This window comes from Nocardia sp. NPDC060249, assembly GCF_042728755.1.
In the GTDB taxonomy this organism is placed as follows: domain Bacteria; phylum Actinomycetota; class Actinomycetes; order Mycobacteriales; family Mycobacteriaceae; genus Nocardia.
The window spans coordinates 593,102-614,966 of sequence record NZ_JBHXAQ010000001.1; the positions used below are offsets into that span (position 1 = coordinate 593,102).

Here is a 21,865-nt window from a genome sequence, read left to right on the forward strand (position 1 = left end):
ACAATGGGCCCGTGTCCCACCCCGCAACGCGTGCCCCGCACGACAGTTTCCCGTCCACCGATCGGGTGAAGGTGCTGCTTCTCGGCAGTACCGGCTCGATCGGTACCCAGGCGCTCGAGGTGATCGCCGCCAACCCCGACCGCTTCGAGGTGGTCGGACTGGCGGCGCGCGGCGGCAACCCCGCCCTGCTCGCCGAGCAGATGACCGCCACCGGCACCCGCAATGTCGCCGTCGCCGATCCCGCCGCCGCCCAGGCGCTCGGGCTGGAACTCGGTGGCCCCGACGCCGTGACCGAACTGGTCCGCCGCACCGACGCCGATGTCGTGCTCAACGCCCTGGTGGGTTCGCTGGGTCTGGAACCCACACTGGCCACCCTGCACGCGGGCACCCGCCTGGCGCTGGCGAACAAGGAATCCTTGGTCGCGGGCGGCTCCCTGGTGACGCGCGCGGCCGCACCCGGCCAGATCGTGCCCGTCGACTCCGAGCACTCGGCGCTGGCCCAGTGCCTGCGCGGCGGTCGCGCGGAGGAAGTCGACCGACTCGTGCTCACCGCGTCGGGCGGGCCGTTCCGCGGCTGGACCACCGAGATGCTCGAATCGGTGAACCCCGCGGAGGCGAAGACCCACCCGACCTGGTCGATGGGCCCGATGAACACCCTGAACTCGGCCTCGCTGGTGAACAAGGGCCTGGAACTGATCGAGACCCACCTGCTCTTCGGTGTGCCCTACGACCGCATCGACGTCACCGTCCACCCCCAGTCGATCGTCCACTCGATGGTCACCTTCACCGACGGCTCGACCCTGGCCCAGGCCAGCCCCCCTGACATGAAACTCCCCATCGCCCTGGCGCTGGGCTGGCCCGACCGCATCCCCGGCGCGGCCGCCGCCTGCGACTTCGGCACCGCCTCCACCTGGACCTTCGAGCCGGTCGACGACGAGGTCTTCCCCGCCGTCCGGCTGGCCCGACAGGCAGGCGAAGCGGGCGGCAGCGTCACCGCGGTCTACAACGCCGCCAACGAGGTCGCCGTGCAAGCGTTCCTCGACGGCAAGATCACCTTCCCCACCATCGTGGGCACCGTCACCCGCGTGGTAGAGGCCGCCGACCGCTGGCACGCCGAACCCGATACCCTGGACGACGTCCTCGCGGCCGACCGCTGGGCCAGGGAGTACGCGGCAGAAGCCATCGCTGGTAGCGCCACGCCCTGACCCGACGAGCAAGCGAGACCACCACGTTTTCGGCCGCCCCGGATCCGAGGGGCGAGACGGAATGCCGAACGCGCAGTATCGCCCCTCGGATCCGGGGTTACGAGGCCGAAAACACGCGGCGCCAGCCGCCAAGAACACAGGAGTCACATGGTTTTCGCGCTCGGGTTCGCACTGTTCGCTCTCGGCATCACGATTTCGATCGCGCTGCACGAGTGCGGGCACATGTGGGCCGCGCAGGCCACCGGCATGAAGGTGCGCCGCTACTTCATCGGCTTCGGGCCGAAGGTGTTCTCGTTCCGGCGCGGTGAGACCGAGTACGGGCTCAAGGCGCTGCCGCTGGGCGGCTTCTGCGATATCGCGGGCATGACGGCGCTCGACGAGCTCGAACCGGAGGAGGTCGACCGGGCGATGTATCGCCAGTCGACCTGGAAGCGCCTGGTCGTGATGTTCGGCGGCATCGGCATGAACTTCCTGCTCGGGTTCATCCTGCTGGTGGCTCTCGCGATCGGCTGGGGTCTGCCCCAGCTCGAGCAGCCGCCCGCCACCGCGCTGGGCACCATGAGCTGTGTCGCGCAGGAGACCCCGGAGAAGACCCTCGCCCCCTGCACCGGCGACGGACCCGCCCAGCGCGCCGGTTTGCAGCGCGGTGACGTGGTGAAGGCCGTGAACGGTGTCGAGGTGAGCACCTGGGCGCAGTTCCAGGCCGAAACCCAGAAACAGACCGGCACTTTCACCTACACGATCGACCGCGACGGCACCACGCTGACGGTCCCGGTCACCCCGGAGCGGGTCATGCGCTCGCCCAAGGAAGGCGCGAGTCGTGAGGTGAGCGCGGTCGGGGTCGGCCCCGACTACGCCGAGCCGAAGCAGTACGGCCCGATCGCGGCGATCCCGGCCACCGTCTCGTTCACCGGTGATTTCTTCGTCGAGACGGTGAAGTCGCTCGCCAAGATGCCGCAGAAGGTGTCGGCGCTGTGGGAAGCGGTCACCGGTGGCGAGCGCGACCCGGAGACCCCGGTCAGCGTGTACGGCGCCAGCCGCATCGGTGGCGAGACCGCCGAGCGTGGCCTGTGGGGCATGTTCATCCTGGTCCTGGCCAGCTTGAACTTCTTCCTTGGCGCCTTCAACCTGCTGCCCCTGCTGCCCCTGGACGGCGGGCACATCGCGGTGGTGCTCTACGAGAAGATCCGGAACACGATCCGCGGCTGGCTCGGCAAGGCTCCGGCCGGTCCGGTCGACTATCTGAAGCTGCTCCCGGTGACCTATGTGGCGGTAGTGATCGGTGGTGCGTTCATGGTGCTGACCTTGGCCGCCGATATCGTCAACCCGATCCGCTTGCCCTGACGGTGAGGTGCCCCTCACAGGGCGCCCGGTCACCCCGCGCGACTAAGCTCGGCAACAACAACCCAGGTCGATCCGCGAAACGTACGAAAGAAGGCAGCCGAACGTGACCAGCACAATCGGATTGGGGATGCCGGCCGCCCCCGCTGCTGTTCTCGCACCCCGGCGCAAGACCCGCCAGCTGATGGTGGGCAACGTCGGCGTCGGTAGCGATTCGCCGATCTCGGTGCAGTCGATGACCACCACCAAGACCCACGACATCAACGCCACGCTGCAGCAGATCGCCGAGCTCACCGCCTCCGGCTGCGACATCGTGCGAGTGGCCTGTCCGCGCCAGGAAGACGCCGACGCGCTCGCCACGATCGCGAAGAAGTCGCAGATCCCGGTGATCGCCGATATCCACTTCCAGCCGCGCTACATCTTCGCCGCCATCGACGCGGGCTGCGCCGCCGTTCGCGTCAACCCGGGCAACATCAAGGAATTCGACGGTCGCGTCGGCGAGGTCGCCAAGGCCGCGGGCGCCGCGGGCATTCCGATCCGCATCGGCGTCAACGCCGGCTCGCTGGACAAGCGGATGCTGGAGAAGTACGGCAAGGCCACCCCCGAAGCGCTGGTCGAGTCGGCGCTGTGGGAGGCGAGCCTGTTCGAGGAGCACGGCTTCGGCGACATCAAGATCTCGGTCAAGCACAACGACCCGGTGATCATGGTCGAGGCCTACCGCCAGCTCGCCGCGCAGAGCGACTACCCGCTGCACCTCGGCGTCACCGAAGCGGGCCCGGCGTTCCAGGGCACGATCAAGTCCGCGGTGGCCTTCGGCGCGCTGCTCAGCGAGGGCATCGGCGACACGATCCGCGTGTCGCTCTCGGCCCCGCCCGCCGAGGAGATCAAGGTCGGCGCCCAGATCCTGCAGTCGCTGAACCTGCGCCCACGCAAGCTCGAGATCGTGTCCTGCCCGTCGTGTGGCCGTGCCCAGGTGGATGTGTACACCCTGGCCGACGCGGTCGCCGCCGGTCTGGACGGCCTGGAGGTGCCGCTGCGCGTCGCGGTGATGGGCTGCGTCGTGAACGGGCCCGGCGAGGCACGGGAGGCGGACCTCGGTGTCGCCTCCGGAAACGGCAAGGGTCAGATCTTCGTCAAGGGCGAGGTCATCAAGACCGTGCCCGAGCACCTGATCGTGGAGACCCTGATCGAAGAGGCGATGCGCATCGCCGAACAGATGGACGAGCAGCCGGGTGCGGAGCCCGTCGTCACCGTGAGCTGAACCGGCCTGCGCACACCGTCGTCCGCCGGATTCGGCGGACCCGTACCGCTCGGCGTGCTTTCGTGGCAGGCTGGTGCCGTGCGGAGTCTGCTGGAGCCGACGCGACGGTCCAAAACCGCTCCCGCGCGTCCGGTGGCCGTGCGAGATCTCGGTGAGGTGCTGCGCGTCCTCGACGCCGACCCCGTGGCGTCGTGCATGATCGCCGCCCGGGTCCAGGAATTCGGGATCGACTCCCGGACCGGTGCCGGTGAGCTGTGGAGCCGCGGCGGGCCGGCCGACTCCCTGTGTTTCTCCGGGGCCAATCTGGTGCCGCTGCGCGGTGACCAGCAGGCATTGCGCGCGTTCGCCGATCGGGCGGGCCGCTGGCCTCGGGTGTGTTCCTCGGTGGTCGGCAGGCAGGAGCTCGCCCTCCCGCTGTGGGAGATGCTGCTCCCGGCCTGGGGTCCGGCCAGGGAACTGCGCGCCGATCAGCCCCTGCTGGCACTGGCCCGGCCCGCCGCCGCGCGCGCCGACGGGGGAGTGCGCCGCGTGCGGCCCGACGAGATCGACCGCTACCTGACCGCCGCGATCGCGATGTTCATCGAAGAGGTCGGCATCGACCCGCGCACGGGCGACGGTGGGCGCGGCTATCGGCGGCGGATCAAGAGCCTGATCGAATCCGGCAGGGCCTGGGCACGTTTCGAGGACGGTGAGGTCGTCTACAAGGCCGAGATCGGCGCGCTGTCGCGACGCACCGGCCAGATCCAAGGCGTGTGGGTGCATCCCGAATTTCGGGGCGCGGGGGTGGGTACCGCGGGCACCGCCTCGGTCGCCAATGCTGTTGTGGCAACGGGCCGGACGGCGAGCCTCTACGTCAACGACTACAACCGGATCGCCCGCCGCGCGTACAGCCGGGTGGGGTTCCGTCAGATCGCTACCTTCGCAACCGTCTTGGTGGACTGAAACTTTGGCGCGTGGCGCCGAGGTCGCGGCGCTTTTCGCCGCTACCATCGGTGCCGATGAGGACACGGATGCTCACCACGTGCGCGGTGGCCGCCCTCGCTGTCGCGGCGACCGCCTGTTCTTCCGGTGCCCAGGGGCCGGTGCCCGCCGCCGACGCCTTCGCCGAGGCATTCGCCGGACACGATCTCGCCGCGGCCGCGGCGCTCACCACGGCACCCGAGAAGGCCACGGCGGCACTGACTTCGACGTGGCAGGCGTTGCAGGCGGAGAAGCTGTCGATCCGCACCGGCGACGCGCGCGTCAACGGTGATACCGCCACGGTCGACTACACCTACGAGTGGACCCTGCCCAAGGGCCGTCAGTGGACCTACTCCGGCGAATTGCAGATGGGCCGCAGCGACGGGCGCTGGCTGGTCCGCTGGAGCTCCGCCGACATCCACCCCAAGCTCGGTGACACCCAGAGCATGGAGCTGCGCACCCGTCCCGCCCCGCGCGCCAGGGTCAACGAGGCGGCGGGCAGTGATGTGCTGGTGCCGGGCAAGGTCTCGCGGGTGAAGTTCACCGTGGCCGACGCTGCCGACCCGACCCGCGTCGCCGGTGCGCTCGCCGCGGCCCTGAGCCGCATCGACCCTGTCGCCTACACCCCGCAGTCCATCCTCACCTCGGCGCGCAAGACCGACGGCGCGCACACCGTGATCCTGCTCAACGAGTACGAGGCCGAGACCATCGGCGGTGAACTGATCGGCCTGCCCGGCGTGACGCTGACCCAGGAGTGGGACATGGTGCCCACCGACCGCAAATTCGCGCCCGACCTGCTCACCCAGGTCCGCAAGACGGTGATCGCCGAGGTGGACGGGAAGGCCGGCTGGAGCGTGGTCACCCGCAATGCCGACGGCGCCGACCTCGATGTGTTGCACGAGGAAGCGGCCGAACCCGCGCCGTCGTTCGCGCTGAGCATCGACCGGTTCGTGCAGAATTCCGCCCAGCACGCGGTGGACCTGCGCACCGAGCAGGCGATGATGGTGGTGCTCCGCCCGTCGACCGGTGCGATTCTCGCGGTGGCCCAGAACAAGTTCGCCGACCGCGACGGTCCGGTCGCCACCAGTGGTCAGTACCCGCCGGGCTCGATCTTCAAGACGGTCACGGCATCGGCGGCGATGGCCGCCGGGCTGGCCACGCCCGACACCGTGCTGGCCTGTCCGAGCAGCACCATCATCGGCGACCGCACCATCCCCAACTACAACATGTTCACCGTCGGTGACGTGCCGATGGCCACCGCCTACGAACGCTCGTGCAACACCACCTTCGCCAGGCTGGCCAGCACACTGGCGCCCGACGCGCTCACCCAGGCCGCGGCGCGCCTCGGCGTCGGCCAGGACTACAAGGTCGAAGGTCTACCGACGGTGTCGGGTTCGGTGCCGGCAGCCGAGGGGCTCGTCCAGCGCGCCGAGGACGGTATCGGTCAGGGCCGAGTGGTGGTGAGCCCGTTCGGGATGGCGGTGATGGCCGCGACCGTCGCCCACGGCACCGCGCCGGTGCCGTATCTGATCGCGGGCAGGCCCACCGAGATCACCGGTGATCGGCCCGCGATCGCGCCGGAAGTGGTCGAGGGGCTGCGGTCGATGATGCGCATGGTGGTCACCGGCGGCACGGCCGAGCGCATCAGAGATCAGGGCGAGGTCTACGGCAAGACCGGCGAGGCCGAGGTCGACGGTGGATCGCACTCGTGGTTCATCGGCTATCGCGGGGATATGGCGTTCGCGACACTGCTGGTGAAGGGTGGTAGTTCCGACAACGCCGTGGCCGTCACCAGGGACATGTTCGCCGCACTGCCCGCCGGCTACTGATCACGCCGGTCGGACAGGCGTTCGGGCCCTACGGGATTCGTGATGGTGCCGGGTCAGTTGGCGTTCTCGGTCGCCAGCAGACCCCGCACCACCGCGAGCGATGTGCTGTCGGTGTGGGATGACGCTGTGTCGTGCAGCACGTTGTAGCTGACCACGGGCTCGGGTGCGGCGGTGGCCGCGCTGTCGAGGACGTCGATGGCGGCCGCGCCGCCGAGGATCATCCCCGCCGTGGTCAAGATCAAAGTAGAACGCCTCATAGTTCGTCTCCCTCATTCAGGGTTTCGACGTGTTCGCGGAGCAGGTCGTTCGATTGTCTGGGGATTAGCTGATGCACAACCGTAGAACGGCGGTTACGTCGGCAACAGGCGACGGCAGCAAGCGACACACAATTGTTGCCCTATGTGCGGGCGTGTTCGAACGCAACTGCTACCGGGCCGTGATGAAAAGGTGAATTATCGGTTTCGATTCGGCAAAGGCGCTGATCAAAGGTTGTGCTCGGGTAAATGGCGATAATGCGCGTGCCTCAGCCGCGTTGCAGAGTTGCCGCCAGATGATGCTGCAAAGATTCGCCGACCGCCGCCATCCGTAGCGTGTACTCGATGGTGTCGCCGGTCACATGAAATGAGCGGCCGACGGCGGTAACCGGCTTTGCCGATTCGCTCAGACCGATATTCGTGGAGTTCAATTCCAGGCGAATCCCGTCCACCGTTTCGGTGATCGTGCCCTCGCAGACCTCGGTGATTCCGGTCGGGTGGGCGAGGATCAGTTCGACCCGGCCGGGCGCCGGACTGCGCAGGTATCCGGTCTCCGCGTGCAGCGGCCTGCCGTCGGAGCCGGCCTTGGTCCGCTGCTTGTAGGTGAGGAAGGGTCTGCCCAGGTGCCCGAAGGTGATCTCCTCGACGTAGTCGAAGGATTCGATGGTCGGGTATTCGCCGTGCCCGCGACCGCGCCAGGTGCCGAGTAGTGGTGCCAGGGCGGCGATGTCGGGATGCGGGGCGATGTTGGGGGAAGGTTCGACCACGGCCGACAGCGTAGCCCTGTGGTTCCTGCGACGGTCACGGCACACCACCGCATCAGCCACGATAAGGTCAGCCTCGCCTGAACGCCGTCCGGCGGAAGGTCGAAAGGACAAGAACGTTGAACGGACATGTGAGGGGCACCCGCGGGGTGCGGTCCGGGCTGGTGCGCGGTGCGGTACTCGGCGCGGCAGTGTTGCTCGCCGTGGCGTGCTCGAACACCGAGCCCTCGGCCGACGATGTGGCGGCGCTGGACGGCAACCGCTACGGCCAGACCAACCTGGCCGCCGACAAGGACTCCTATCACGCCCAGTTCACGCTGCCCGGCATGGTCAACGCCTGGGGGCTGGCCGACCGGCCGAAGGGCGCGGGCGGGCATTTCTGGGTCGGCGCGGGCGGCAAGTCGTTCCAGTTCCTCGGTGACGTGCAATCGTCCTCGGATCCCAAGCTGCAGAAGCTGACCCAGGACCAGCTCAAACTCGTTGGCGTCCCCGGCGCCGACGCCGACACCTCCGACAAGAGCATCGGCAAGGTCACCGGCGTCGTGTTCAACCCGGCGCCGATCACCTCGGATCTGTTCACGTTGCGCGACCAGTGGGTCGATGTGGACGGTATGCCGATTCCGCTCGGCGGTTCCTCGCGCTTCATCTTCGCCACCGACTCGGGCAAGATCTCGGCCTGGACCGAGCAGGCCCCCGACGGCGCGATCGTGCGACGAGACGGCGGCGCGAACCAGGTGTTCGACGGAACCGCCGCGGGCATGGCCTTCTTCGGGATCGCGCTGGCGCCTTCCGGTGACAAGCTGCTGGCCGCCGATTTCGGTGCCGACCCGCAGGTCCGCACCTTCGACAAGTTCTGGCAGCCGGTCGCGACCACCGGTTTCGCCAACCCGTTCGCCACCGGCGAGGTGATCGACGCGTCCTCGCCCGAGAAGGGCAAGAAGGCAAGGCCCGGCGATCCCGCGCCGTTCAACATCACCACCCTCGGCAGCCGGGTGTTCGTGTCCTACGCCGTCACTCGGCCCGACGCGGACGACCCGAAGGCCTTCGACAAGGGCGAGGAAGCCTCGCTCGACGCCGACCAGGACAAGGATTCCCACGGCAAGCCCGACAAGGGCAAGGTCGCCGAGTTCGACGGCGCGGGCAAACTGGTTCGCATCATCGACGACGGCGGCAGGCTCAACGCGCCGTGGGGTGTGGCGATCGCACCGTCGAACTTCGGCGCGCTGTCGGGCAAGCTGCTGATCGGCAACTTCGGTGGCCTCGGCCGGGTCCTCGCCTACGACGACACCACCGGCACCTTCGTCGACTATCTGCGCGACGGTGAGGCCGAGCCGGTCGAGATCGCGGGCCTGTGGGCGTTGATGTTCGGCAACGGCGAAAGCCTGGGCGACGCGAACGCCCTCTACTTCACGGCAGGCCCCGAAGACGAGAAAGACGGTCTCTTCGGCAGCCTGCGCGTGCAGTAGGAAGCCGGGGCGCGGCGGACACGAGGCGGCGAAGCGGACAATTTGGATGTCCGGTGCCCATTCGCTTCCGCCGACGGGCCGTTGTAGGGGACAGTGGTGGCGGAATGGTTGCCGGGTGGATGCGATCGGTGTCCACCCGGCGTGTTCCGTCCGCACGCGATGGCGCCTCCACCGGGGTGCCGTGCCCGAGCCGGAGGTGTGCCAGATGAAGTTTTCCCGTGTTGACGTCGTCGGTTCGGCGGGGGAGCGGTGAAATGCGGCACGCGGCACGAGAGGCGATGCTGCCCGGCCGGGACGTGCTCCTCGCGGCGTTCCGTGGTTTGCCACACGATGACCACCCCATCCTCGATGCCGCCGGGGAGCTGGCGCTGCTGCACCAGTTGCGCGAGCGCGCCCCACTGAGCGAGTCCGAGCGCATCGACCGGCGCCGCACCCAGTTGATGCGGGCGATCGACCGCTGGGTCATCCTCGCCGCTCCCGTTCCACACGCCGCGGCCGACGAACACTGCGAAACCCTCGGCGGCCTGGTCGATCGCCTGGCCATGCACTGTTCCCAGGCGTTCGTCGCCCTGGCAGGCGCTCCCGAGTCGGTGTTCTACGACGAATGGGTCCGCCTCGACGACCTCGCCGACAGCTATGAACGCTTGATCGACGATCTGTGGTCCGGTGTCCGCAGTCTTCCCGCGTACACGTACTGACACCAAGGGTGGATTCACCGCCACCTGGGTGGGTGAGACCGGGCCCCGGGGTTGGTGGGGGCCGGGGCCGTCCTGCGCCACAGTGGAACTCATAGCCTCTGTGGTCGGGTCGGCGAAGGAGTTCGAATGCGAAGTCGGTCTGCGGCGGAAGCCCCCGAAAGTATTGGGCTGCTGGGTGTTTCGCGCGACGTACCATGCGTTGTGAGCACTCGTGACGATCCGGCCGAGCTGCCGCCCGCCTGCGGGTGGACGGCTGATCGGCCCGAATCCTGCTCGGTGGACACGGCCCTCGACGAGCGCGCCGAGTCCGCGGCGACGGCCATCGTGCTCCCGATCCGCCCGCGCACCGCCTACGTCGACGGCGCACCCCTGTTCTGCCTGGCCGGTGAAGCGGTTCTGGCCTGGAACTATGTGGGCCTGGTCGCCCATATCGATCCCCGTGTCCCGATCTACGGTCTGCAGGCGAGCGCCGAACCGCGCACGATCCGCGACTACGCCACCCGCTACCTCGCCGAGATCCGCCGTATCGCCCCGCACGGCCCGTACCAGCTACTCGGTTGGTCCGCCGGGGGTTTCGTCGCCCACGAAGTCGCGGTACGACTCCGCGCGGCAGGCGAGCACGTCCGTGTCGTCGTCCTCGCGACCGACCCCGAGGCCCCCGCTCCGGCGCCCGCCGACTGTGTCGCCCTGCTGCTGGGCGACCGAACCCCGGCTTTCGCCGCGGCTGTCGAAGGCGCGACGAACCCGTCCTCCGACGACACCGCCGCGGCGATCAACGCCGCCATGGCGGGAACGATCGACGTCACCGGCGACGATCTCGACCGCCTCGCCGACCTGAGCGCCACGGCCGCGCGCATGGTGTCCGGACACCGACCCTCGTGGCTCCCCGGCGACCTCACCGTGTGCATCCCGGGCCGCGAACCCGGCGGCACCGATCGCCTCGACCCCGGCGCCACGGTTCGCCGGTGGCGCCCCTATGTCGAGGGCGCGGTCACCGGCTTCGTCCTCGACGCCACCCCGGACGAACTCACCGCACCCGACGTCCTGCCCGAGATCGCCCGGATCCTCGCGACCGCCCCGCCCTGCGCGCGCACGACATGCTGACCGGGTTACCTGGTCCCACCGCGTACATCGACCACGATGGGGGCGTGCAGACCGCCGGCGAGCTCGCGACCGACCGCGCGCCGACGGTGGCGTTCACCCAGTGGTGGGTGCTCGCGCGACGGTTGATCCGCCCGGCATGGCGCACAGGTGAGATCGTCACCGCTCTGCTCGCCCCCGCGGTGTTCACCCTCGGCTTCTACGTCCCGCTCAACCTCGTGATGACGGTCTACGGGCACGGGCTGAGCAGTTACGCCCAGTTCCTGATGCCGATGATCGTCATGCAGGCTGTGGCGTTCTGCGCCATCTCGGCCGCGTTCCGTGCTGCCACCGATGCCCGCGACGGCCTCGACGTCCGGTTCGCGACCCTGCCGATGCCACGCTGGGTTCCGTTCGCGGCCAGGATCACCGTGGCCGCCCACCGTGCGGTGATCTCGGTCGGCGCCGCGCTCGTCTGCGGCGCCGTCATCGGTTTCCGCTTCTACGGAAGCTGTTGGCACACGGTCGGTTTCCTCGCCTTCTCGCTGCTGATCGCGACGGCCCTGTGCTGCGGCGCCGATCTGCTCGGCAGCATGTCCTCCAGTCCCGAGGCCACCACCCAGATTCTCGTGCTGCCACAGCTGCTCTTCGGCATGGTGTCCACCGGCTTCGCGCCCGCGAGCCAATTTCCCGGCTGGATCCAGGGTTTCGCCCGCAACCAGCCCGTCTCCCAGTTCGTCGACGGCCTGCGCGCGCTGGCGGGCGATGCCACTGGCGACGCGGGCACCGTCGACCTCGCGACGCTGGGTCCCGGCCTGGCCTGGGCGCTCGGCATCCTGGTGGTCTGCGGCGGCCTGTCCTGGCGTCATGCCGCCCGGCGGACCGCATGACGACCCTTCCCCTGCCCGCTCTCGCGCGGCACAGCGAGTCGCTGCGAATGCTGCTGCCGCAGACGGCGATCCAGACCCGGCGGTTGCTGACACGCTGGTGCCGTGACCCGTTGACCGTGATGCAGGCCCTGCTGTTCCCGGCGCTGCTGCTGGTGATGCTCAATGCGGTGCTGGGCAAACAGGTGTCGTCGTTCGCGGGCGCTGACGCCCTCTACGGTTCGGTCCCGATGATCTCCCTGGTCGGGGTGATGTCGGGTTCCCTGGCCGGCGCCGTCACCCTGGGCCGCGAGCGCGATGCGGGCCTGTTGTCCCGATTCTGGGTACTGCCGGTCCATCGCGCGTCGGGTCTGCTGTCGCGCGTCCTGGCCGAAGGCGTCCGGATTCTGGTGTGCACCATGGTGATCTTCGCGGTCGGCATCGCACTCGGATTTCGCTTCACCCAGGGCCTGCCTGCCACGATCGCCCTGTTCGCCGTCCCGGTGGTGTACGGACTCGGCTTTGCGACGATGGTCACCGCACTGGCGGTCTACACCGCCAAAGCCGCACTGGTGGAGGTCGTTTCGCTGGGCTCATCGTTGCTGATGTTCTTCAGCACCGGGTTCGTCCCGCTCGCCGCCTACCCCGGCTGGGCGCGCCCGATCGTGGAGCACAATCCGCTCACACACGCCATCGACACCATGCGCGGACTCTCGCTCGGCGGGCCGGTGCGCGACCCGTTGCTGGCCACCCTGGCGTGGTCGCTCGGCGCGATCGCGGTCTTCGCCCTACCGGCCGCGATCGGTTTCCGGCGGGCCAGCCGCTACTGAGCGGACGCGGACCGGGTGATCGCGTCCCGTGCTTCGGTGATCAACTTCGCCGAATCGCGAGGACTCAGCGCCATGGCCCGCAGCTGGTCGAAGATCACGCCGAACCGGCGGATCTCCGAGTGCCCCTCGACCAGGTCGTGTACGGACATACTCTCCACGTACACCAGTTCCGGGTCGACGGGATTGCGGAAGTCGAGCAGCGTGAACGAGCCGGCCATGCCGGGGTGCGCGCCCGCGTCGAACGGAAGTACCTGCAGGATCACGTTCTTGCGCTTGGTCTCGTCTAGCAGCCGGTCGAGCTGACCCGCCATCGTCGCGGGTCCGCCGACCACCCTGCGGATCGCCGCCTCGTCCATCACCACCCACAATTCCAGCGGGTCGTCCTTGGTCAGGTTGATGGCGCGGTCCATGCGCGCCTGCGCCCTGCTCTCCATCACCGAGGCGTCGAGGCGCGGCATCGAGGTGTCGATCACGGCGGCGGCGTACTCGAAGGTCTGCAGCAGGCCGGGCACCGTCGAGGTCTGGTATTGCCTGGCCGACAACGCTTCCGCTTCGAAGTTGATGTAATTCGCATACACCTCCGACACCGCGCCTTCGTAAGGGCGCGACATGCCGGGTTTCAACGCGTCGGTCAGCAGACTGAGTGCTTCCTCGCGCATTTTGTCGTCGACCTGATACAGGTCGAGCATGGCGCCGAGAGTGCGACGTTGTGGGCGCGCCTGCGCCATTTCGATCCGGTACAGCGTGGTGACGTTGATTCCGGTGCGCGCGCTGACGTCTTCCTTGCTCAGCTGGGCACTTTCGCGCAACTCGCGCAGCATGGCCGCGAGCCTGCGGAGCCGGACGGTCAGGGTCGTGCGCTTGCCTGCCATGAAACGCATTATTGCGCTGCAAGGCCGCTCTGTCACGCGTTCGGCGAAGACGGCGGCATAGGTCCTGCCATGGTGCTCGGCGAGTCCGCGAGGCACGCCGGAAGACCGTGCGGCGCTGCGCATGTGACTCCTGGTTCTGTCAGGGCGGCTTTACTGCAGGAGTGATAACGCAATCTTGCGTTTCGCCTTCTGAGCGAGCATGATCCAGTTAGCCTGGTTGCGAACAATCCAAACAGATGACCGGGATAACCGAATCGAGAGCCAATCATGTTGGTAGACAAATCTTGGGTGTCGGGTGAATTCGGGGCAGTGCGATGAGCGCGCCGGTGATGGGGGTACTGCCCACCGCTCCGCAATTGTTGTGCGCATTTCAGGGGCGGCGATTTCAAGATCGCGAATTGTTGCGGTCAGCGCACGCGCTCGCTGAACTGCACGAACGGCGGGGGCAGGTGCGTGATACGGCATTGATCGCCGAGATCGATTGCCGTCGAAGTGAACTCGTCGACGATATCAACGACTGGTGTGTCCAGGAGATCCCGTTGCATCGCAACGGTGCCTCGCTGCACACCGAAAGTCTCGGTGCGGTCGTCGACCGGATGGCGCGTAGCTGGGTGGATGCCAATCAGGCGATCGATATCGACGGCGCGCGAAGCGACAACACCCACAAGCACTGGTACCACCTTGCCGAGCTTGTGGATGGTTACACAGATCTGGTCACCGATGTGGCCGGTGGACGGCGACGGCTGCCCGAGCAGTAAGGGGCTACGCCGGCTCCGGTGACAGTCTCGCCTCGAAGGCGATGCGGTCACCACGGTAGAGCGAGCGCACCCGTTCGACGGGTGCGCCGTCGGCGTCGACACTGCGCCGGTGCAGCAGCAACATCGGTAGTGCGGTGGTGCATTCGAGCAGACCCGCCTCTCGCGGGGCGGCGAGTACGGTTTCGATGCGTTCGCGCGCACCGGCGAGTTCGACGCCGGTGGCGCGGATCGCGGAGTACAGCGACGTGGTGGGGTCATAGCTGCCGCGCAGGGCGGCGAAGCGGTGCAGCGGCAGGTAGGTGCTCTCCAGTCCGACACGTTCACCGTCGGCGAGCAGTACCCGCTCCAGGTGCATCACCTCGGTGCCCGGCTCCACCTCGAGGTCGGTGGCCGTCGCCGCATCCGCGGCGACGTCTTCCCATGTCACCAGGATGCGGCCGGGGGTGCGGCCGAGGCTGATCGCGCCCTCGGTATAGGAGCGCAGCGACAGTGGCTGGGTGAGTTTGGGCCGGGAGATCACCGTGCCGCGGCCCTGGCGGCGAATCCTGCCTTCCACCAGTAGTTCTCGCAGTGCCTGCCGTACGGTTTCGCGGGCGACGCCGAAGCGGGTGGCGAGGTCGCGTTCGGAGGGCACCGGGTCGCCCTCGGTGAGATCGGCCAGGAGCAGATCGATTTCGGTGCGAACCAGGAACACCTTCGGAACCCGGGTCGTCTGCGGCGAATCCATGCCGCCCAGCGTACCCGGATTGGTCTATACCAAAAATTAACTTGCCGTTCTCGCGGCCCACACCTATCGGTCTAGACCATTTGCCACTATCGGTGGCATGCGATTGGTCATCATCGGTGGAGGGATCCTCGGCACCGCACACGCCTGGGCGGCGATAGCCCGTGGGCACGAGGTCGTGCACCTCGAACGCGAACGCGAAGCCCGCGGCGCGACGGTCCGCAACTTCGGGCTGGTCTGGGTCTCGGGCCGGTCGGCGGACGAGCTCGAGCTGACGCTGCGCTCGCGCGAATTGTGGGAGGAGATCGGCGGCCGGGTCGCCGGCGTCGGCTTCCGGCCCGCCGGTTCGATCACGCTGGTGCGGACCCCCGCCGAACTCGCTGTCGCCGAGGCCGCGGCGGCAGGCGACTCCGCCGATGCCCGCGGATTCACCCTGCTCGACCCCGATCAGGTGCGCGCGATCAACCCCGCGGTGCGCGGCAAATACCTGGCGGGCCTGCACTGCTCGACCGATGCCGCGGTGGAGTCGCGTCACGCGCTGCCCGCGCTGCGCGCCCACATGGCCGCGTCCGATCGCTACACCTTCCATGAGGGCACCGAGGCCCGCGCGGTTCTCGACACCGGTTCCGGCGCGGTGGTGGTCGACGATCACGGTCGCCGTCACGAGGCCGACCTCGTCATCCACTGCCCCGGCGCCGCCCACTCCGGGCTCACCCGTGAGCTGGCGGGCGAACTGCCGGTGCGCCGGGTGCGGCTGCAGATGATGCAGACCGCCCCGCTGGGCGAACCGCTCACCACCGCGATCGCCGACGGCGACAGCTTCCGCTACTACCCGGGTTTCGCGGGCCCGCAAGTGGATTTGCTGGCCGCCGAGCAATCGCAGACCGCGACCGCCGCCGAGCACAAGATGCAGCTGCTGTGCGTGCAGCGCCTGCACGGTGGCCTGACGATCGGCGACACCCACGAGTACGCCGAACCGTTCGCCTTCGACGTCGACGAAGCGCCCTACGACCACCTCACCGAGGTGACCGAGGAATTGCTCGGCCGCACGCTGCCGCCGATCGTGCGGCGCTGGGCGGGTGTCTACAGCCAGAGCGTCGACCCCGGCGTCGTCGTCACCCGGGTGCGGGCCGATACCAACGTCTGGGTCGTCACCGGCCCCGGCGGTCGCGGTATGACGCTCGGCCCCGCCATCGGCGAACAAACCGCCGACCAGATCGGACTGTGAGGAACAACTGTGCCGGACAACAAGATTCAGCTAGCCGCCCTCGACATGGCGGGCACCACCGTCGCCGACGGCGGACTGGTGTTGCGCGCCTTCGAGAGCGCGGCCACCACCGCCGGAATCGAGACCGAGGGCCCGGGCCGGGAACAGGCTCGCCGCTACGTGATCGACACGATGGGCCAGTCCAAGATCGAGGTGTTCCGCGCGCTGCTCGACGGCGACGAGACCGCCGCCCACCATGCCAACCGCGCTTTCGAAACCGCCTACGAGGCGCTGGTCGACGAGGCCGACATCGCGCCGATTCCCGGTGCGGTGGAAGCGATCACCGCACTGCGCGATGCCGGGGTCCGGGTCGCGCTCACCACCGGATTCAGCCGGAGCACGCAGGACAAGCTCCTCGCCGCACTGGGCTGGGCCGACCTGGTCGACCTCACCCTCGCTCCGTCCGACGCCGGACGCGGCCGCCCCTACCCCGACATGGTGCTCGCCGCCGCGCTGCGCCTCGGCGTCGACGCCGTCGACCGGATCGCCGTGCTCGGTGACACCACCAGCGATATCGCCACCGGCCTGGCCGCCGGCGCGGGCATCGTCGCGGGCACCCTGACCGGCGCGCACACCGCCGAGCAGTTGCGCGCCGCCGGCGCCACCCATGTCGTGGCGTCGGTCGCCGAGTTCCCGGCGCTGGTGCTTGCTCCTTGAGAGCTGGGCTCAATGACCTGCCGTCGCGGTATTCGCCGCGGCGTCGCCCTCCGATCCACCCGTCCCTGCGATTCCCCCGACATCTGAAATGAAAGTTGCTGTCAACGTGCGTACTTCCCTCACCGCGCGCCGCCTGTCCAAGGCCGCGCTGTTGCTGGCCGGCGTCACCGCCGTCGCGTTCACCGGCGCCTGCGGTGGCACCGGTACCGAATCCGCGGACGGCAAGACCGTCACCGTGTACTCCGCCGACGGTGTCGGCGGCTGGTACAAGTCCCAGTTCGACGCGTTCACCAAGGAGACCGGCATCGCGGTCAACCTCGTCGAGGCGGGCTCCGGCGAGGTCGTGAACCGGGTCGACAAGGAGCAGTCCAACCCGCAGGCCGACGTCGTCGTCACCCTGCCGCCGTTCATCCAGAAAGCCAAGCAGTCGGGTCTGCTACAGCCCAGTGGCATCGACACCGCCGCTGTACCCGCCGCGGCCAAGGACGCCGAGGGCACCTATGTGACCCTGGCCAACAACTTCCTGTGCTTCATCGCCAACCCGGCGGTCGACGCCTCGGCGCTCACCTGGGAAGACCTGTTGAAACCGGAGTACAAGGGCAAACTGCAGTACTCCACGCCCGGCCAGGCCGGTGACGGCACCGCCGTGCTGGTGCTGCTGCAGCAGTTGCGCGGCAAGCAGGGTGCTCTCGACTACCTGGCCGCGCTGCAGGCCAACAATGTCGGCCCGTCGTCCTCGACCGGCAAGCTGCAAGCCAAGGTGGACAAGGGTGAACTGCTCATCGCCAACGGTGACGTGCAGATGAACCTGACCACGGTGAAGGAGAAGGGCTCCAAGTTCAACGTCTTCTTCCCGGCCGCCGCGGGCAAGCGTTCCACCGTGGCCGTTCCGTACATGATGGGTTTGGCCAAGGGCGCGCCGCACAAGGACGACGCCACCAAGCTGATGAGCTTCCTGATGGCCCCGGCCGCTCAGGCGAAGCTGGGCCCCGAGGCGTTCGCTGTGTCGCCCCGCACCGATGTGCCCGCCCCGGCCGACGGCGGTCCGGCCGCCGCCATGACGGGTGTCGAGGTGGTCCCGGTCGACTGGAACAAGGTGCTGACCGAGCTGGACGCCGATGTCGCGGCGTACCAGAAGGCCACCGGCAGCTGACTGCGGCTGTGACACAAGGGAGTTGACGATGTCCGACGGTGACCTCCAGATGAAATCCGCCACCTCCGTGGCGGCAACCACCGAACCCGCGATCGTGTTCGACCGGGTCGGGGTCAGCTACGGCCGCGGTCGCAAGGCCGCGGTGGCGCTGGCCGATTTCACCCTGCGCGTCGCCGTCGGCGAGACCGTCGCGCTCCTCGGCCCGAGTGGGTCGGGCAAGTCGACCGCGCTCAAGGCCCTGGCCGGTTTCGTCCGGCCCACCTCGGGCGCGGTCCGACTGGCGGGCCGCGACGTCACCGATCTCTCGCCCGCCAAGCGCGGGATCGGTGTCGTCGTGCAGTCCTACGCGTTGTTCCCGCACATGAGCGTGCACAGCAATGTGGCGTTCGGCCTGAAATCGCATCGGGTGCCGCGTGCGGAGATCGCCGCACGGGTCGCCGAGGCGCTCGACATGGTCGGCATGGGCAGCTACGCGCAGCGGCTTCCGCGGGAGTTGTCCGGTGGCCAGCAGCAGCGGGTGGCGATCGCCCGCGCACTGGCCATCAAGCCCAGCGTGCTGCTGCTCGACGAGCCGCTCGCCGCACTCGACGCGCAATTGCGCCACTCGATGCTCGGCGAGTTGCAGGCGCTGCGAAAAGCGTTGCCCGACACCGCGATGCTGTACGTGACCCACGATCAGGCCGAGGCGCTGGCGCTGGCGGATCGGATCGCGGTGATGCGCGATTCCCGGCTCGTCGACATCGATACCGCCGAAAACCTGTGGCAGCGACCGCCCACCGACTTCACCGCAGGATTCCTCGGCGGCGCGAACCTGGTGCCCTGCACCGTCGATCACGTCACCGGGACCGCCGCGCTGGTCACCGCGGGCGCCAACACCCTGCGCGCCCAGGCGCCGCAACCCGGTGTGGGACTGGCGGAGTGGGCGCCCGGCGACGATGCCCTGCTGTGCATCCGCCCGCACACGATCACCGTCGGCAAACCCGGCGAGCGGGATGCCCTGCGCGCCACTGTGTCGACCTCGGTGTGGCGTGGCGCCACGACCAGGGTCGAGCTGTCCGTCGACGGGTTGCCCGGCACGCTCACGGCCGACGTGCCAGGGCATTTCACGACCGAAGTCGGTGCTGTTGTCGGGGTGAAGCTTCCAGACCCGGCGGGTGTGCTGATCCCGCGCGCCATCGGCGCGACACCTACTACGGCCGGCGATTCCGTGCGCTCGGCGGATGAGTCATGACAGCGATCGTGCGCGAAGCGGGCACCAGCGAGGTGCTGTCGTGAGCGCTGTCGTTCTCGACCGGCCCGACCCGTCGCCGCCGACGAAAGATCCCGCATCTCGTCGGTCGTGGTTGCCGGTGCTCTGGACCTTGCCGCCAGTTCTCATGGTGCTCGGGATCGCGGGGTATCCGATTCTGCGGGTACTCACCGAGTCCACACAGACGCCGACCGGGCGTGGCACCGAGGTGTGGACCTCGGTACTCGGGTCCGAAGCGTTTCGGGAAGCGTTGTGGCGCACCGTTTCCATCGCCGTCTGTGCCACGGCGGGATGTCTGGTGCTCGGCACGTTCCTGGCGATCGTGCTGGCCTTCGTGCCGTTCCCCGGATCCGGTCTGGTCGGCAGGCTCATCGACACGATCCTGACGCTGCCCTCGTTCCTGATCACCCTCGCCTTCACGTTCCTCTACGGGACGGCGGGCGCGGTGAACGCCCTGATCGCCGAATTGACCGGCGCCACCACACCGGTCATCGACTTTCTGACGACCCCACTCGGTGTGATCCTGGCCGAGATCACCTACTTCACCCCGTTCGTGGTGCGCCCGGTGCTGGCCGCGTTCGCGCAGATGCCCCGCGAACAGCTCGATGTGGCGGCGAGTCTCGGTGCTTCGCCATGGCGGGTGCTGCGTCAGGTGGTGCTGCCCGAGGCGTGGCCCGCGCTCGCGGCGGGCGGGTCGCTGGTGCTGCTGCTCACGCTCAACGAGTTCGGCATCGTGTTGTTCACCGGCGCCAAGGGCGTCATCACGCTGCCCGCGCTGATCTACACCCGGGGCATCGTCACCTTCGACCTGCCCGGTGCGGCGGTGCTGGCCTCGGTGCAGGTGCTGCTGTCGCTGAGTCTCTACCTCCTCTACCGGTTCGTGTTCGCCCGGTTCATCGCCCGCCCGAAGGAGCAATGATCGTGCTCGTCTGGACTCCCCGCGGAAAAGCGCTGGTACTCGGCGTGTTCGGGCTGGTGGTCGCGGTGGTCTTCGTCGCCCCGATCGCCACCGTGATCGCCGCCGCCCTGGCAGGTAGCTGGACCGGCCCACTGCCGTCGGACCTCGGCTTCACCAATATCGGCAACGCGCTCAGCGGTGAGCAGGCGGCCAGCCTCTCGGTGAGCCTGCAAACCGCCCTGCTCGCCGGCGCGATCTCTCTCGTTCTCGGCACCTGGGCCGCCCTGGCCTCCCGAGCGGCGCCCACCTGGTTGCGCCGACTCACCGACGCCGTCTTCCACCTCCCGGTCGCCGTCCCCTCGGTCGCGGTCGGTCTCGGCGTCCTCATCGCCTTCAACGAACGCCCGTTGCTCCTCGGCGGGACCAAGTGGATCGTCATCGTCGCCCACGCGGTCCTGGTGCTGGCCTACGCCTTCAGCGCGGTCTCCGCCGCCCTCGATCGGCTCGACCCCGTCTACCGCCAGGCCGCGCAATCCCTGGGCGCGGGCCCTGTTCGCGTCCTCTGCCAGATCACCCTGCCGCTGCTGCTACCCGCCCTCGGCGCGGCAGCAGGCTTGGCGGTCGCCCTCTCCATGGGCGAGCTCGGCGCGACCATCATGGTCTACCCCGCCACCTGGAAGACATTGCCCGTCAGCATCTTCGCGCAGACCGACCGCGGCGAGGTCTTCGACGCCGCGGCCGGAACCACGGTCCTGGTCGTGGTCACACTGGTGGTCCTGGTGGTGCTCGGCCGAATCCGGGGACGCGCAGCGCTGCGCTGAGCCGAACGATCTCGCTCCACTCGATGGCTACAAGATCGCCGATGTGCCGACTGCGGTGAGCCCGCCGTCGACGCGAAGGTCGTGGCCGTTGACGAAGGCGGCATCGGACGAAGCCAAGAAGGCCACAGCGGCGGCGACGTCGTCGGCGGTGCCCACACGACCCGCGGGGGACAGGGCAGCGACACCCTGCTGCGCGGCTTCGGAGAGCTCCGCACGGAAGGCGGGGGTGTCGATGTAGCCCGGGCTGACCGAATTCACCCGGATTCGGCGGGGCGCCAATTCCGCTGCGAGAGAGCGGGTCAGGTTGTGAACCGCCGCCTTGCTCGCGGAGTACAGGGCAGAGCCCGGGACGCCGAGGTGTAGTCCGAAGGAAGCATTGATGACGATCGAGGCATGGTCGGGGAGTAGCGACAGAGTCTTCTGAATGGTGAAGAAGGCACCCTTGAGGTTGCTGCCGATCACCTGATCGAAGAGTGCGCCGGTGACCTGCTCGATCGTCTGGAACGAGCCGACGCCCGCGTTGGCGAACAGGAGATCGAGTTGCCCGAAACGGTCGGCCACCGCCGCGGCGAGGCGATCGAGATCATCGAGATCGGTGGCATCACCGGCGATTCCGTGTGCCTGCCCACCGAGCTCGGCGACAGAGGTGTCGAGCCGCTTCTTGTCCCGGCCGGTCACCACGACTCGAGCCCCCTCCGCGATCAGACGATGCGCGGTAGCCAATCCCATTCCACTGCTACCGCCCGTGATCAGCGCGGTCTTGCCATCGAATCGAGAACCGTTGTGCGTCATGGATTCAGCCTGGTGGGTGGCAGCTCGAGCAGACAGTGCGCAGTTATCAGAGGTGTGCCACCACCAGGATCGTCGTCACCCGGGACGGACGGCAACCGCTGCGCCCGCCTGTGACCTGCG

22 protein-coding genes are annotated in these 21,865 nt (G+C 68.5%); 17 read left to right on the forward strand and 5 right to left on the reverse strand.

Features of this window, described 5'->3' with window-relative positions:
* The first annotated feature begins 11 nt into the window (after positions 1-11).
* The 5 genes from dxr to ACFWFP_RS02710 all read left to right on the forward strand — a co-directional run bounded on the left by dxr (position 12) and on the right by ACFWFP_RS02710 (position 6,596).
* Positions 12-1,205, forward strand: coding sequence for a 1-deoxy-D-xylulose-5-phosphate reductoisomerase (gene dxr / locus ACFWFP_RS02690; protein ID WP_379292780.1), 1,194 nt, complete (start codon positions 12-14; stop codon positions 1,203-1,205).
* A gap of 147 nt (positions 1,206-1,352) precedes the next feature.
* Complete coding sequence (locus ACFWFP_RS02695; RefSeq protein ID WP_379292781.1) at positions 1,353-2,549, forward strand: M50 family metallopeptidase; 1,197 nt, start codon at positions 1,353-1,355, stop codon at positions 2,547-2,549.
* Positions 2,550-2,652: 103 nt separating this feature from the next.
* A complete protein-coding gene (gene ispG / locus ACFWFP_RS02700; protein WP_379292782.1) occupies positions 2,653-3,807 on the forward strand; it encodes a flavodoxin-dependent (E)-4-hydroxy-3-methylbut-2-enyl-diphosphate synthase in 1,155 nt (384 codons plus the stop codon).
* An 87-nt stretch (positions 3,808-3,894) separates the two neighbouring features.
* Complete coding sequence (locus ACFWFP_RS02705; protein WP_379293729.1) at positions 3,895-4,749, forward strand: GNAT family N-acetyltransferase; 855 nt, start codon at positions 3,895-3,897, stop codon at positions 4,747-4,749.
* Positions 4,750-4,805: 56 nt separating this feature from the next.
* Positions 4,806-6,596 carry a penicillin-binding transpeptidase domain-containing protein gene (locus ACFWFP_RS02710; protein ID WP_379292783.1) on the forward strand — a complete coding sequence of 597 codons (1,791 nt, stop codon included), beginning with the start codon at positions 4,806-4,808 and terminating at the stop codon, positions 6,594-6,596.
* Positions 6,597-6,649: 53 nt separating this feature from the next.
* On the opposite strand, the gene ACFWFP_RS02715 is transcribed toward ACFWFP_RS02710, so the two are convergent.
* Together ACFWFP_RS02715 and ACFWFP_RS02720 are read right to left on the reverse strand one after the other, a co-directional pair.
* Positions 6,650-6,853: a hypothetical protein gene (locus tag ACFWFP_RS02715; protein WP_379292784.1), complete on the reverse strand. Its 204-nt coding sequence runs from the start codon at positions 6,851-6,853 to the stop codon at positions 6,650-6,652.
* A 266-nt stretch (positions 6,854-7,119) separates the two neighbouring features.
* Positions 7,120-7,617 carry a peroxynitrite isomerase gene (locus ACFWFP_RS02720; protein ID WP_379292785.1) on the reverse strand — a complete coding sequence of 166 codons (498 nt, stop codon included), beginning with the start codon at positions 7,615-7,617 and terminating at the stop codon, positions 7,120-7,122.
* Between the two features lie 116 nt (positions 7,618-7,733).
* Between ACFWFP_RS02720 and ACFWFP_RS02725 the strand changes: the two genes are divergently transcribed.
* From ACFWFP_RS02725 to ACFWFP_RS02745, 5 genes are all read left to right on the forward strand, one after another.
* A complete protein-coding gene (locus tag ACFWFP_RS02725; protein ID WP_379292786.1) occupies positions 7,734-9,080 on the forward strand; it encodes a TIGR03118 family protein in 1,347 nt (448 codons plus the stop codon).
* Between the two features lie 254 nt (positions 9,081-9,334).
* The gene (locus tag ACFWFP_RS02730) at positions 9,335-9,778 is read left to right on the forward strand and encodes a hypothetical protein (protein WP_379292787.1); all 444 of its coding nucleotides are present in this window, start codon (positions 9,335-9,337) and stop codon (positions 9,776-9,778) included.
* 201 nt (positions 9,779-9,979) lie between these two features.
* Complete coding sequence (locus ACFWFP_RS02735; protein ID WP_379292788.1) at positions 9,980-10,882, forward strand: thioesterase domain-containing protein; 903 nt, start codon at positions 9,980-9,982, stop codon at positions 10,880-10,882.
* 44 nt (positions 10,883-10,926) lie between these two features.
* The gene (locus tag ACFWFP_RS02740; protein WP_379292789.1) at positions 10,927-11,748 is read left to right on the forward strand and encodes an ABC transporter permease; all 822 of its coding nucleotides are present in this window, start codon (positions 10,927-10,929) and stop codon (positions 11,746-11,748) included.
* Positions 11,745-12,554 carry an ABC transporter permease gene (locus tag ACFWFP_RS02745; protein ID WP_379292790.1) on the forward strand — a complete coding sequence of 270 codons (810 nt, stop codon included), beginning with the start codon at positions 11,745-11,747 and terminating at the stop codon, positions 12,552-12,554. The genes ACFWFP_RS02740 and ACFWFP_RS02745 overlap by 4 nt, the downstream gene beginning before the upstream one ends.
* On the opposite strand, the gene ACFWFP_RS02750 is transcribed toward ACFWFP_RS02745, so the two are convergent.
* Positions 12,548-13,426, reverse strand: a complete 879-nt coding sequence (locus ACFWFP_RS02750; RefSeq protein ID WP_378655165.1) for a helix-turn-helix domain-containing protein — start codon at positions 13,424-13,426, stop codon at positions 12,548-12,550. The two genes, ACFWFP_RS02745 and ACFWFP_RS02750, sit on opposite strands and share 7 nt — an antisense overlap.
* Before the next feature lie 398 nt (positions 13,427-13,824).
* On the opposite strand from ACFWFP_RS02750, the gene ACFWFP_RS02755 reads away from it, so the two are divergent.
* Complete coding sequence (locus ACFWFP_RS02755; RefSeq protein ID WP_101468584.1) at positions 13,825-14,184, forward strand: DUF4254 domain-containing protein; 360 nt, start codon at positions 13,825-13,827, stop codon at positions 14,182-14,184.
* A 4-nt stretch (positions 14,185-14,188) separates the two neighbouring features.
* Here the strand turns inward: ACFWFP_RS02755 and ACFWFP_RS02760 are convergent, their stop codons facing one another.
* Positions 14,189-14,911, reverse strand: a complete 723-nt coding sequence (locus ACFWFP_RS02760; protein WP_379292791.1) for a GntR family transcriptional regulator — start codon at positions 14,909-14,911, stop codon at positions 14,189-14,191.
* A 97-nt stretch (positions 14,912-15,008) separates the two neighbouring features.
* Between ACFWFP_RS02760 and ACFWFP_RS02765 the strand changes: the two genes are divergently transcribed.
* From ACFWFP_RS02765 to ACFWFP_RS02790, 6 genes are all read left to right on the forward strand, one after another.
* Positions 15,009-16,136: a TIGR03364 family FAD-dependent oxidoreductase gene (locus ACFWFP_RS02765; RefSeq protein WP_379292792.1), complete on the forward strand. Its 1,128-nt coding sequence runs from the start codon at positions 15,009-15,011 to the stop codon at positions 16,134-16,136.
* Positions 16,137-16,145: 9 nt separating this feature from the next.
* Positions 16,146-16,832, forward strand: coding sequence for a phosphonatase-like hydrolase (locus ACFWFP_RS02770; protein WP_379292793.1), 687 nt, complete (start codon positions 16,146-16,148; stop codon positions 16,830-16,832).
* A gap of 88 nt (positions 16,833-16,920) precedes the next feature.
* Positions 16,921-17,985, forward strand: coding sequence for a 2-aminoethylphosphonate ABC transporter substrate-binding protein (locus tag ACFWFP_RS02775; RefSeq protein WP_379292794.1), 1,065 nt, complete (start codon positions 16,921-16,923; stop codon positions 17,983-17,985).
* 28 nt (positions 17,986-18,013) lie between these two features.
* On the forward strand, positions 18,014-19,216 hold the full coding sequence (locus ACFWFP_RS02780) for an ABC transporter ATP-binding protein (RefSeq protein ID WP_379292795.1): 1,203 nt from the start codon (positions 18,014-18,016) through the stop codon (positions 19,214-19,216).
* A gap of 40 nt (positions 19,217-19,256) precedes the next feature.
* Positions 19,257-20,153 (forward strand): 2-aminoethylphosphonate ABC transporter permease subunit, encoded by an 897-nt coding sequence (locus ACFWFP_RS02785; protein ID WP_379292796.1) that lies wholly within the window; start codon positions 19,257-19,259, stop codon positions 20,151-20,153.
* Positions 20,154-20,155: 2 nt separating this feature from the next.
* Positions 20,156-20,953: an ABC transporter permease gene (locus tag ACFWFP_RS02790; protein WP_379293730.1), complete on the forward strand. Its 798-nt coding sequence runs from the start codon at positions 20,156-20,158 to the stop codon at positions 20,951-20,953.
* A gap of 27 nt (positions 20,954-20,980) precedes the next feature.
* On the opposite strand, the gene ACFWFP_RS02795 is transcribed toward ACFWFP_RS02790, so the two are convergent.
* Complete coding sequence (locus tag ACFWFP_RS02795; RefSeq protein ID WP_379292797.1) at positions 20,981-21,745, reverse strand: glucose 1-dehydrogenase; 765 nt, start codon at positions 21,743-21,745, stop codon at positions 20,981-20,983.
* Between the last annotated feature and the right edge of the window lie 120 nt (positions 21,746-21,865).